Genomic DNA, 12,670 nt, shown 5'->3' with positions numbered 1-12,670 from the left:
TACCGCATGATTTGACAATTATTTTTTTTCGTGATTTAATTGTGATAAAAAGTCTTTTACAACTTTGAGCTAGCGTATTTAAAATCATATAACTAATTGATTTAACACTATTTCTTGAAGTAATTCTTAGCTTTCAGACTAAGTAATTACGAATGTAAAGAAGAAGTTGGCCCTGCGCGTACATCAGGAATTTCGTATGAAATGTTTTCTTTAAGAATCGTAGTATATGTTGATTCTGTATAAGCTAATGCTATTGTAGTTTTGAATTCTCCGGTAATATACGAACTCGTATTTCCAAACGAATTTGGACTTGGCGGAGACTTGTCGTAATCTTTTTGTAATGCTAAAACGTACTTTCCATGAATGTCTGCATACGGATTTGAAGTAGTTTGTATCTCGTATACATCTAACTTAAATGTGTCAACATTTCCGTGATCTTGAATCTTGACAACTTTATTATTCGTTGGAATATTTTCAGAATGTCTTTCAGATGTAATTCCTTTGGAAGAAAGTATACTTTTGATATCTGCAACAGCAGCATCACTGTAATATGCGATTTTCAGAATTCCATTTTCTTGTTCTCTAACTTGAATATCTGAAATTCCTAACGCTTCTAATTGCTGTTTGATTGCTTGAATAATATCTTCAGTGTCTTCAACAACAACTTCTTGATCAACAAATTGAAGCTCTATTTCCTGATTTGGTGCAGGATTTTGCTTCTTGTAAAAACCAAGGAGTGTAATTAGAATGATTAAAGCACTAAAATACCTTTTTGCAATCATGCGCCAAATATAAAAATAAAGACTGCATTTACGCAGGATTTTGTAATTAATTTTTAGCAATATTTTGATAAGAAGTGTTTATATGTGAACAAATTACACTAAAATATATGCTTGCAATTTATATGTACTCATATTATAAATATTTACTTTTCTTAAGTTTTGGAATTGCAAGAACAAAATACAACGCTAACATATTCACATTTAAAAACTTACAACTCCATTATTTTTACAATTTTAACTTTAGGAATTGTTCTTGTTTGAATAACACTTGCTAAAATAGCCGCTTCTGCTTTGGTAAAACCTCCTGAAATTTGAGTTCTTCCTCCCTTGATAGCACCTGCACTAACTCTTGGTGCCGAATATACAATGTCGTCAATTACGATAGCAATATATCCTCTTTCTTGATATACTTTTTCGGTTAATCGTTCCCAAATAACAGCTCCTTCTTCATTCATCTGCAAATCAATCATATATTGATCATCACTATACTGACTTTGACTATAAGAAGCATTTTTCATGTATGAACCATCTAAATGCGGTTCGTTTTCTGATGTTAAAAAAACAGGATAGAGACCTGATACTCCATTCTCATCTTTTCCTAATAGAAATTTCACTCTTCTTTTGATTGAGCTTATAAAAATAGGCGTTTTGAATATTGATGTTGCTTTTAAATTTGCTATGTTTTCTTTAGATACATACCCTATAACACCGCCAAAAAGCGTTTTTTCAATATTGATATTTTTTAGAAACTCTAAAACATCTTTATTACCAAGAGTTTCATCCGTTGTTAAATTTTCTTCGTCAGTTGCAGGGTATTTTTCTTTAAAATAATCCATGATGAGTTCTTTAGATGTACATACTTCGTAGAACTCTAAATTCCCTTTTGTTGAAAAACATGCTTCTAACACTTCAGAAGCAAAATGACCTCTATAACTCAGTGTTAACAATTCTTCCTTCTCAGAAACCACACTTACATTTTTAGCGCCAAGCGATAGCAATCGGTTTTGAATATTCTGTACAGCTTCATCTTTTTCATTTTCTGTAAGATCAGTCGCTTCAATTTCTAATTGAATCATATGAGTGGGACTAAAAAACATTTTATTACACCCTAATAATAGGGTTAACAATAACATTGCACTGATTAGAATAGCTGTTTTTTTCATTTGGCAAGTATATACTTTTTGAATTACTCTTTTGCGAGTATTATATCAAATTACTATAATATAGATGAAAATAAAAAATCCTCACGAAAATAATCATGAGGATTTTTATAAATATATGTTTTTAGAATTTTATAATTCTAACAATCCGTTTGTTTTCTTTACACCTTCAGCACTTTCTGTCATGTGAGTTTTTTCAGCATCGCTTAATTCGATTTCTACGATACTTTCAATTCCGTTCTTTCCTAAGATTACTGGAACACCAATACATAAGTCGTCTAATCCGTATTCACCCTCTAATAAAGCTGAACATGGGAACATTTTCTTTTGATCACAAGCAATTGCTTGAACTAATCCTGAAACTGCTGCTCCTGGTGCGTACCATGCAGAAGTTCCTAGTAATTTTGTTAATGTTGCTCCACCAACTTTCGTTGCTTGTTTTACTTCTTCTAAACGTTCTTCTGATAAGAATTCAGAAACTTTTACACTGTTACGAGTTGCATGTGCTGTTAAAGGAACCATTCCTTTGTCACTATGACCTCCGATTACCATTCCATCAACATCAGAAATTGGTGCTCCTAATGCTTCTGCTAATCTGTATTTGAAACGCGCGCTATCTAAAGCTCCACCCATTCCAATGATTCTATTTTTAGCTAATCCTGTAGTTTTGTGAACTAAATACGTCATTGTGTCCATTGGATTACTTACAACAATGATGATTGTATTTGGAGAATGTGCTATTAAGCTTGAAGAAACTGTTTTTACAATTCCTGCGTTGATTCCGATTAACTCTTCACGTGTCATTCCTGGTTTACGAGGAATTCCAGAAGTAATTACACAGATATCGCTACCAGCTGTTTTTGTGTAGTCATTTGTACTTCCTGTGATTTTTGTATCAAAACCATTTAGAGAAGCTGTTTGCATTAAATCCATTGCTTTTCCTTCAGCATATCCTTCTTTAATGTCTAATAAAACCACTTCTGAAGCAAAATTTTTGATTGCAATATACTCTGCACAACTAGCACCAACGGCTCCTGCTCCTACAACTGTAACTTTCATATTTTTATATTTTTTTGATGTATTGTTTTTAACGCTGCAAAGGTCACATTTTTTATACGGAAAAACAATGTTATTTTGAATTATTTACAGTAAGGTATTTATCGGATACTTAATGCGATACCTGCCGTTAAGGTATTGAATTTCTGCAAGGTGTAATCACCAAATATTTTTACAGGACCTAAATTTAGTCGCGCTCCAAGTGTCGTTCGAACACCATTAGCTTCAAAGTCTAGATTTACAGGATTAGAGATCGTTTCTGTTACAGTTGCAACGTTATTCCCATTACTGTCTTGCACGTCATACGTTAAACTATAATCTCCTTTTATATTGATTTCAGATTTCCCATTGTTATACCCGAAACCACCATATAAGGTAATTATTTTAAAATCTAACGAACCTATAGCTTGAATTGTCCAAGCATTCATTGTGAATTCTGTTTCACCATTCTGAATGCTTACATTATCCGTTAGACTATCATCATTGATAGCATATGTAGCTTTTAAGTTTGTAAATGCTCCAAGAATAGAAACACTTAATGGTAATTTATCTATAGGTCCAAAATATTGTGTAATATCGTGTTGCAGACCAAATCCTATAAGACTAGCTTCTACATCATCGTCAAAGTTGATTTTTGGTACGAATCGTAATTTCACGTCTGTTTTTGTTGGCAACCCTACTCCAACTTGAATCATTGGTGCTGGCGCTGCATTTATAGGAAAATCTTCTGCTATTCCACCTGGCATATTAAAACTTCCCACTTTGAATGTATTTGTTCCATCAATAGGAATACTAACATCTATTGTAGTTTCAGCACTACTATCACTCATTACTGTTGGCAACGATGTTTCTCCGTTTGCAGTTGTTAGAAATTCATAATCGGCAGGATTGAATGTAAAGTTTTGCTTAGCGCTTGGGACAAAGCTTAAGTTTGCAGAAATGGTGATATCGAAACCAAATTTCTTATGCGTTTTAGCAGTTGTATACCAACCACCATTGATACTGTATAATAATCCTTCCATTAAAGGATTCATATAATTTTCAGTAAGTTTACTTGCATCATCTCCAGCAAGTAAGAGGCTTTCTAATTCTTGGGCTTTCACAGAAGTGATCATTAAAAGAATAATGATCGAGGCTTTTAGTTTTTTCATTTTTGTTAGGTTAAGTTTACTGATTTTAAAAGTAGTAAAAAACTAATATAATACATAGAGGAAATTCCCCCTTTTTCTTTTCAATTTTGAGAAAAGAGCACAAAAAAAAGCAACTACTTAATAGATAAGTAATTGCTTTTGATATAATTTTGAGTGAGTGTCTTTTAGCTACGCATCAATATTTGCATATACTGCATTTTTCTCGATAAATTCTCTACGTGGCGGAACTTCGTCTCCCATTAACATTGAGAATACTCTATCCGCTTCTCCTCCATTATCAATCATTACTTGGCGTAATGTTCTAAACTCAGGATTCATTGTTGTATCCCATAATTGTTCAGCATTCATTTCCCCAAGACCTTTGTATCGTTGAATGTTTGCACCTCCACCAAATTCATTAACAATAGAATCACGTTGATCATCATCCCAAGCATATCTACGTTTTGCTCCTTTTTTCACTAAGTATAGTGGTGGCGCAGCAATGTAAATGTGTCCGTTTTCAATCAATTCTTTCATGTAACGGAAGAAGAATGTTAAGATTAAAGTTGCAATATGCGATCCATCGACATCGGCATCACACATAATTACAATTTTATGATATCTTAGTTTTGAAAGGTTTAATGCTTTACTATCTTCTTCTGTTCCGATTGTTACACCTAAGGCAGTAAAAATATTTTTGATTTCTTCGTTTTCAAAAACTTTGTGTTGCATCGCTTTTTCAACATTTAGGATTTTACCACGTAATGGTAAAATTGCTTGAAACATACGATCACGACCTTGTTTTGCAGTTCCGCCTGCCGAATCTCCCTCGACAAGAAATACTTCACATTTTGCAGGATCTTGCTCAGAGCAATCACTTAGCTTCCCAGGCAAACCTCCAATGCTCATCACCGTTTTACGCTGCACCATTTCACGCGCTTTTTGAGCGGCATGACGTGCTTGCGCAGCTAATACCACTTTTTGCACAATGGTTTTGGCATCATCTGGATGTTCTTCTAAGTAATCCGTTAGCATTTCAGATACAGCCTGACTTACAGACGCTGATACTTCACGGTTTCCTAGTTTTGTTTTGGTTTGTCCTTCAAATTGAGGTTCTGCAACTTTTACAGATATAATTGCTGTTAATCCTTCACGGAAATCATCTCCAGAAATATCAAACTTTAATTTGTCTAACATTCCAGTTCCTTCCGCATACTTTTTCAGCGTATGCGTTAAACCTCTTCTGAATCCTGATAAGTGTGTTCCTCCTTCGTGTGTATTAATGTTGTTTACATACGAATGTAAGTTTTCAGAATATGAAGTATTATACGTCATAGCAACCTCAACAGGAATTCCGTTTTTTTCTCCTTCAAAGGCAACAACATCTTCAATAATTTGCTCACGGTTTCCGTCTAGGTATTTGATAAATTCCTTGAGTCCTTCATCTGAATGAAAAACTTCACCAACATACTCTCCTTTTTCATCCTTGTTACGTTTATCAACTAATGAAATTGTGATTCCTTTATTAAGGTATGACAATTCACGCATACGATTAGCAAGCGTTTCATAGTTGTATTCTAACGTTTGTGTAAAGATAGAAGCATCAGGTTTAAACGTTACAGCGGTCCCTCTTTTATCAGAATCACCAATTGCTTTTACGGGATATAATGGCTTTCCTCTTTCGTATTCTTGTTCCCAAATTTTTCCATCTCTGTAAACAGTAGCTCTTAAATGGTCTGATAATGCGTTCACACAACTTACACCAACTCCGTGTAATCCACCAGATACTTTATAGGAATCTTTATCGAATTTTCCTCCGGCACCAATTTTAGTCATTACAACTTCTAATGCAGAAACACCTTCTTTTTCATGAATTCCTACAGGAATACCACGACCGTTATCTTCTGTAGTAATAGAATTATCTTCATTAATGACAACCGTAATCGTATCACAGTGACCTGCTAATGCTTCATCAATAGAGTTATCGACAACTTCATATACCAAGTGGTGTAAACCTCTAACTCCAACATCTCCAATGTACATGGAAGGACGCATACGTACGTGTTCCATTCCTTCTAATGCTTGTATACTGGAAGCGGAATATTGATTTTTGCTTTCTTCGCTCATAAATGTTCTCCTTAGTTTTATATTTTTAGAACTGCTTCGCGCGTTCTTATTTTTTAATCGCTAAAGAACAAATATAATATTTCAAAAATTCATTTTTACATACTTTTAAGCTGCTTTTTAAATAGTTATTAACATTTAAGCTTTTTACAGAAAATTGCTTAGAATGGCTTAAAATAGCTTTTTCAGCATTTTGAAGTTGTTTTTTTACGGACGCCTGATTAGAATATGAAAAGAATAGCTCAGAAACGATATTTTGAGCTTTATTTTTTTACTTAAAATGCTTTAAATTTTGTATTTACAGCAAAAAAAAACTTTTTTACTACGCCTCTCTTTTGTTTTTAGTAGATTTGTTACACTAACAACTATTATTAAACATGAATCAATGAAAACAAAATTACTTTTAGTTGCGCTGCTTTTTAGCTTCGTAACCTATTCACAAACAATTTCTTCGTTTAACAGTGACCCAAACACAGATTTTACGATTGTAACACCCGCAGCTGCACTTGATCAATCACCAACAGGTATGAACGCAATTTGGACATTTAATAATTTAACTGCAGGAGGAACAAATATTGATACCTATGCCCCGCCAACAGCAGCAGAATTGACTACATATCCAGGGACTACAGAAGTTTTATCAATTACTACACAAGGTGGTACACCAACGGTAAGTGAATTTTTCCAAAGAACTGATGGAAGTGGAACATATATTACTGGTGCTTCACAAGGTGATATTGTTTTAAATTACAGCTCTACAAATGCTTTTGTAGGCTTATTTCCATTAAACTTTGGAGCTAATAACTCAGGAACTGCCGCAGGAACATTTACATTTATGGGAACTAGTGGTACTTTTACAGGAACATTTACAGCAACTGTTGAAGCGTATGGAACATTAAACATTCCTGATCCGACTTTTCCTGATTATTCATCACCTGTAACACGTTTACGTATTGATCAGACATTAAGTTTTAGCATTCCTCCTATTTTTAATAATATTGGAACATTGACACAAACTACGTATTACTATTATGATAATACTGCTGATAATATCGCATTTAGATATACTAATGCTACTTTAGTTTCTGCATTTTTAGGTATCAACCAAACTACTGAAACTTATGAGCGTAATACAGCCGTTACACTTTCTAGAAATACGGTTGATGCTTCAAATTTTCAGTTGTATCCGAATCCTGCTAAAGATTTTATAACAATTGACTCTAAAGATAATCAAGTTATTAAAAGTGTTTCTATTGTAGATATGCAAGGAAGAAATGTATTTAGTTCAACTGTTGAAACTGAGCGTATTTCAGTGTCAAATTTACAACAAGGAATGTACTTTGTAACGCTTGAAACTGAAACAGGTGCTACAACTACAAAGAAATTTATGAAACAGTAATAGTTTACTTATATAAAAATTAAAACGCTCAGAGCAATATAGGAACTCTGAGCGTTTTTTTATGGCTTACATTTAAACAACTTTATTAATTATGGAATAGTGTTTGATAAATATCTATGAAACCGACTATTATGAAAAAACTACTATTTCTATTTACTCTTTTGTTAAGCTTTCAATCTGTGATTGCAGATTGCTCAGCCTTTGGAATCCAATTTTATCCGATGCAAGAAAAGATAAATCGCAATGCAATGTTTATTATTCAGGGGTATGCAATGAATATTAAAACTATTAAGACATTTAAGAATCGAAAAGTATATTTAAAAAGTGAATCTGGCGAACTTGTTGAATTAAAATTACAAGAGATTTTGTATAGTCAAATGAATTTAGCACAAGCTATTTTTATGCCTTCAAAAACATTGCGATCAAACACGAAATATTTTTTAAAATACGAGAATCAAACTGATAAAGAAACTAAAGATATGCAATCTCGATTTTATGGTGATAAAAAGCCTTTGTATTGGATTACTAGTACTGAAGAATACGGCAAAACATTTTCGACACCAGTTTCCGCTACATACAAAACTTCACGTGTAGAGTATTATGGTTGTGGGCCAGAAGCTAATGCCATTTTTGACGTAAAGAACGATCCAAGCAAGAAAACTTGGTACAGAACTGAACTTCTTGATGTTTCAACAAATACTACAAGTGTATACTATATTCAATCCTATAATAATAAAATTAGTGTTGGTCATGATATGTGCTCTGGCGCATTTAGCTTTAATAGAAAAGGAATGTATAAAGTGCGTTTTACACCTATAAATTCGGATGGAAAAGCAGCTAGAGCTACAAATTGGATTACTTTTAAGAGTCCTTTTGCGGGAAATAAATTAAATGGGTTTTAATGGAGAGTAATTCCTGATTTGTTTGCGCTTATGTAATTTCAATTATTTGAAAGATAAAAAATCATTAAAATTAACCTTAAAAGCTTGAATTGGTTAGGAGTCCATATTATATTTGTATTTTATTACATACGTACTCAAAAATAATATATGAGATTATATGATTTAATACTGAAATCTAATGAAATTTCCATCTCTTTAGATGAACTACATTTAAGTACTCACAACCAAAAACAGCTAGAGCAATTACTTGATGAGTTTAATTATTTTGAAGCTTTAAAGCTGTATGATTTACCAATAGCAAATAAAATACTATTACACGGTCATACTGGTTGTGGAAAAACTGCTACAGCGAAAGCTATTGCAAAGGAGTTAAATAAAGAAATCATTATTCTGAATTTAGGAAATTTTGTTTCTTCCAAATTAGGGGAAACCGCTAAGAATATTACGGATATATTTAAAAAAGCTGCTCGTGAACAAGCTGTTCTATTTCTTGATGAATTTGATTATATCGGAAAGATTAGAGATTACGACAGTAAAGATTCTGGAGAAATGAAACGTATTGTAAATACAACCATTCAACTCATCGATTATTTATCGAACGAAACTTTGTTAATTGCCGCAACAAATTATGTAGAAATTATAGACACAGCTTTGTTACGACGTTTCCAATTAAGGCTTCAATACGATTTGCCAAATAAAGAAGCTTTAGATCGTTATTATGAAGACCTTTTAAGTAAGTATCCTAAAAAATATCAAAAGCTTACAAGAGTATATAATATTTCATATGCTGAGGCTAAAGATATTGTCATCCATAGTATAAAGAAATACATCATTGCTGCCGAAAAATTAAAAGCTATTGAAATAACTCAATATTTGTTTTCGTATGGAACATTGCAATTAAAAAATGTTCAACAAGAAACTTATGGACGTGTTTTAACTGGAAGTAAAGACTCTTTAAAAAACTACACGCTAGATTCTTTAAAAATTACCGACACTGAAGTACTCACAAAAAGCAAACAAGAGTTTCATCCTATCGCAATAAAAACAAATAATAATGATGACTTTATTGAAGGTGTTATTTTTGAGATAACAGAACAAGAGTTATTAGATACAGATACGTATGAAGTAGATGATTATGAAAGAGTTTTAGAAACATTTGCTTCTGGTAAAAAAGCTTGGGTTTATGTAGCAAAGAATAACTAAATTAAAATAGCGCCTGAACCATTTTTATCAGCATAAGTAATTTCTCCATTAGTAAATGTTACGCCAGTTGCAATATCATTTTGCAACAACATCGCTCCGTCAGCATCTATATAATCTAGTAAAGGCGCGAATTGAGTAAGGTTTGAAATTCCAATGGTAGATTCTGTCATGCAACCTACCATTATTTTGAGTTGTTTTGCTTTCGCGATTTGAATCATTTGTAATGCCGGTGTAATGCCTCCACATTTCATAAGTTTGATATTGATTCCGTGAAAAACGTCTGCACAAATTGAAACATCTTTGAGTTGTTGACAACTTTCATCCGCAATGATAGGTAATACACTTTTTTCTTTTAGAATTTTCATGCCTTCCCAATTGTCTGCTTTTAGTGGTTGTTCTATAAATTCAACTCCTATTTTTTTGAAAGCTTCTGCATTTTTAAGTGTTTCTTCTATTGTCCAAGCACAATTAGCATCTACTCGAAAAACTGCATCTGTAATTTCGCGAAGTGATTGAATGATTTCTAAATCGTTTTTTGTACCTAATTTGATTTTATAAATAGGCCAAGGCGTTTCTTGAATTTTTGATTTCATTACCTCAACAGAATCAATTCCTATGGTGAAGTTTGTTTTGGGTAAGTTTTCATCATGTTCACTCCAAAATCTTCGTAATGGCTTTTGTTGTTGTTTTGCATATAAATCCCAATACGCACAGTCAATTGCGCATAACGCAAAGTAGTTGTCGTTTAAATGCGGTTCTAATTGTTTCCAGAGCTTCGTAGGATGTGTGTTTTCTTCAACAGCTTCAAGTACAGATTTGACACTTCTGGCGGAAGCCTTTAAACTTTCAATAGTACTGTTATAATAAGGATTGACTGTTGCTTCTCCATAACCTGTATAGTTTCCATCTGATATTGAAACTACCACCGTTTTTTGAACCGTAACCGTATATCGCGAAATTGTAAACGGATTATTTAAAGGCAGTTCAAAGTTTTGTATGGTTATGGTTAGTTTCATGTTTTAAAGATAGTTGTTTTCTTTATTTCGAAAATAAAAAAGCGTCATATTGATTTAATATGACGCTTTTTAAAAGTGTAATTATGTATAAAAGTGTGTGTGCAAATTAATACGCTTCTTCGTGAACATTTGCTACTGCTCTTCCTGAAGGATCGTTCATGTTTTTGAATGATTCATCCCATTCTAATGCTGTTACCGAACTACATGCTACTGAAGGAACCGATGGAACCGTTAATGAAGCAGTTTCTGATGGGAAATGTTCTTCAAAAATAGTCCTGTAATAGTATTCTTCTTTGGCTCTTGGTGTTTGAATTGGAAAACGATACTTAGCATTTGCCAATTGCTCATCAGATACTTCGCTTTCTACTAATTCTTTTAAGGTGTCAATCCAACTGTACCCAACTCCATCACTAAATTGTTCTTTTTGTCTCCAAGCTACGCTTTCTGGTAAGTAGGATTCGAAAGCTTTACGCAATACCCACTTTTCCATACGTTTGCCGTTGATCATTTTATCTTCTGGATTGATGCGCATGGCTACATCCATAAACTCTTTATCTAAGAAAGGCACACGACCTTCAATTCCCCAAGCAGCTAAGGATTTGTTGGCACGTAAACAATCGTATTGATATAACTTGTCTAGCTTACGAACCGTTTCTTTGTGTAATTCTTCTGCGCTTGGCGCTTTGTGAAAGTATAAATATCCTCCAAAAATTTCGTCAGCTCCTTCTCCAGAAAGTACCATTTTAATCCCCATAGACTTGATGACTCTTGCTAATAGATACATAGGCGTCGAAGCGCGAATTGTCGTAATATCATAGGTTTCTAAGTGATAAATTACATCTTTTATCGCATCCAATCCTTCTTGGATCGTAAATTTTACTTCGTGATGAATAGTTCCAATATGATCTGCGACTTTTTGGGCTGCAGCCAAATCTGGAGAACCTTCTAACCCAATTGAGAACGAATGTAATTGTGGCCACCAAGCTTCACTTTGATCGTCTGTCTCTATACGTTTTTGCGCATATTTTTTCGCGACAGCAGATGTTATAGAAGAATCTAATCCACCTGAAAGTAATACTCCATAAGGAACATCAGACATTAATTGTCTGTGAATTGAAGCTTCTAATGCTTCACGCAATTCGTCAATACTTGTTTGGTTTTCTTTTACTGCTTCATATTCCATCCAATCACGTTGGTACCATTTTTTTAATTCTCCTTCTTTACTATCTAAGTAGTATCCTGGAGGAAATACTTCTATTTTACTACAAACGCCTTCTAATGCTTTTAATTCAGAAGCTACATAAAATGTTCCGTTTTTGTCCCAACCAATATATAAAGGAATAATTCCCATATGATCTCGGGCAACTAAATATCGATCTTCTTGTACATCGTACACTGCAAAACCGAAGATTCCATTTAATTCATCTAAAAATGTACTTCCTTTTTCTTTGTATAATGCTAGAATTACTTCACAATCGGATTGTGTTTGAAACACATATGAATCTTTAAATTGCTTACGTAATTCTCTATGATTGTATATTTCGCCATTTGCGGCTAATACTAATTGTTTGTCTTCACTGAATAATGGTTGTTTTCCAGAAGCTGGATCTACAATTGCTAAACGCTCATGCGCTAGGATTGCTTTTTCATTACTATATATTCCTGACCAATCTGGTCCACGGTGACGGATTTTTTTCGACATCTCTAAAAGTTGAGGTCTTAATACTTCTGTTTTTTCTTTTAGATCAAAAGCGCATACAATTCCACACATAATCTTTTCTTTTTATTATAATTACACTACAAATATGAATTTAAACTTTCATTTTAAAAACATATCAACTATTTATAGTTATAATTTAAAACTAAAAAAGATTATTTAAGTGTCAATTGAAAATTTT

At 33.2% G+C, this 12,670-nt stretch carries 10 protein-coding genes; 3 read left to right on the top strand and 7 right to left on the bottom strand.

What is annotated here, in order from left to right; genetic code table 11:
- Positions 1-146 precede the first annotated feature (146 nt).
- From Q0828_RS15405 to gyrB, 5 genes are all read right to left on the bottom strand, one after another.
- On the bottom strand, positions 147-782 hold the full coding sequence (locus tag Q0828_RS15405; RefSeq protein WP_298422918.1) for a hypothetical protein: 636 nt from the start codon (positions 780-782) through the stop codon (positions 147-149).
- 209 nt (positions 783-991) lie between these two features.
- Positions 992-1,858 (bottom strand): hypothetical protein, encoded by an 867-nt coding sequence (locus tag Q0828_RS15400; protein ID WP_298422915.1) that lies wholly within the window; start codon positions 1,856-1,858, stop codon positions 992-994.
- A gap of 216 nt (positions 1,859-2,074) precedes the next feature.
- Entirely contained in the window at positions 2,075-3,001 is a 927-nt protein-coding gene (gene mdh, locus Q0828_RS15395; protein ID WP_298422913.1) for a malate dehydrogenase, read from the bottom strand.
- A gap of 98 nt (positions 3,002-3,099) precedes the next feature.
- Positions 3,100-4,149, bottom strand: coding sequence for a DUF6588 family protein (locus tag Q0828_RS15390; RefSeq protein WP_298422910.1), 1,050 nt, complete (start codon positions 4,147-4,149; stop codon positions 3,100-3,102).
- 168 nt (positions 4,150-4,317) lie between these two features.
- Complete coding sequence (gyrB, locus tag Q0828_RS15385; RefSeq protein WP_298422907.1) at positions 4,318-6,255, bottom strand: DNA topoisomerase (ATP-hydrolyzing) subunit B; 1,938 nt, start codon at positions 6,253-6,255, stop codon at positions 4,318-4,320.
- A 382-nt stretch (positions 6,256-6,637) separates the two neighbouring features.
- Here gyrB and Q0828_RS15380 point away from each other — a divergent pair, with 382 nt between their 5' ends.
- The 3 genes from Q0828_RS15380 (at position 6,638) to Q0828_RS15370 (ending at position 9,756) form a co-directional block, all read left to right on the top strand.
- Positions 6,638-7,651 carry a T9SS type A sorting domain-containing protein gene (locus tag Q0828_RS15380; RefSeq protein WP_298422904.1) on the top strand — a complete coding sequence of 338 codons (1,014 nt, stop codon included), beginning with the start codon at positions 6,638-6,640 and terminating at the stop codon, positions 7,649-7,651.
- Positions 7,652-7,782: 131 nt separating this feature from the next.
- Entirely contained in the window at positions 7,783-8,553 is a 771-nt protein-coding gene (locus Q0828_RS15375; RefSeq protein WP_298422901.1) for a hypothetical protein, read from the top strand.
- A gap of 147 nt (positions 8,554-8,700) precedes the next feature.
- Entirely contained in the window at positions 8,701-9,756 is a 1,056-nt protein-coding gene (locus Q0828_RS15370) for an AAA family ATPase (RefSeq protein WP_366523599.1), read from the top strand.
- On the opposite strand, the gene Q0828_RS15360 is transcribed toward Q0828_RS15370, so the two are convergent.
- Together Q0828_RS15360 and asnB are read right to left on the bottom strand one after the other, a co-directional pair.
- On the bottom strand, positions 9,753-10,772 hold the full coding sequence (locus Q0828_RS15360; RefSeq protein ID WP_298422898.1) for a dipeptide epimerase: 1,020 nt from the start codon (positions 10,770-10,772) through the stop codon (positions 9,753-9,755). The genes Q0828_RS15370 and Q0828_RS15360 overlap by 4 nt on opposite strands.
- 106 nt (positions 10,773-10,878) lie before the next feature.
- Positions 10,879-12,543: an asparagine synthase B gene (asnB, locus tag Q0828_RS15355; protein ID WP_298422895.1), complete on the bottom strand. Its 1,665-nt coding sequence runs from the start codon at positions 12,541-12,543 to the stop codon at positions 10,879-10,881.
- Between the last annotated feature and the right edge of the window lie 127 nt (positions 12,544-12,670).

Source organism: uncultured Kordia sp., assembly GCF_947496985.1.
Classification (GTDB): Bacteria; Bacteroidota; Bacteroidia; order Flavobacteriales; family Flavobacteriaceae; genus Kordia.
The sequence above is the reverse complement of the archived record's forward strand: the minus strand, read 5'-3'. Positions and strand labels throughout refer to the sequence as shown.

Bases quoted from the DNA above. Each gene is read 5' to 3' on its own strand.
- Q0828_RS15375 (WP_298422901.1), top strand. From the start codon at position 7,783: ATGAAAAAACTACTATTTCTATTTACTCTTTTGTTAAGCTTTCAATCT.
- Q0828_RS15390 (WP_298422910.1), bottom strand. From the start codon at position 4,149: ATGAAAAAACTAAAAGCCTCGATCATTATTCTTTTAATGATCACTTCT.
- Q0828_RS15370 (WP_366523599.1), top strand. From the start codon at position 8,701: ATGAGATTATATGATTTAATACTGAAATCTAATGAAATTTCCATCTCT.
- Q0828_RS15360 (WP_298422898.1), bottom strand. From the start codon at position 10,772: ATGAAACTAACCATAACCATACAAAACTTTGAACTGCCTTTAAATAAT.
- Q0828_RS15380 (WP_298422904.1), top strand. From the start codon at position 6,638: ATGAAAACAAAATTACTTTTAGTTGCGCTGCTTTTTAGCTTCGTAACC.
- mdh (WP_298422913.1), bottom strand. From the start codon at position 3,001: ATGAAAGTTACAGTTGTAGGAGCAGGAGCCGTTGGTGCTAGTTGTGCA.
- Q0828_RS15400 (WP_298422915.1), bottom strand. From the start codon at position 1,858: ATGATTCAATTAGAAATTGAAGCGACTGATCTTACAGAAAATGAAAAA.
- Q0828_RS15405 (WP_298422918.1), bottom strand. From the start codon at position 782: ATGATTGCAAAAAGGTATTTTAGTGCTTTAATCATTCTAATTACACTC.
- asnB (WP_298422895.1), bottom strand. From the start codon at position 12,543: ATGTGTGGAATTGTATGCGCTTTTGATCTAAAAGAAAAAACAGAAGTA.
- gyrB (WP_298422907.1), bottom strand. From the start codon at position 6,255: ATGAGCGAAGAAAGCAAAAATCAATATTCCGCTTCCAGTATACAAGCA.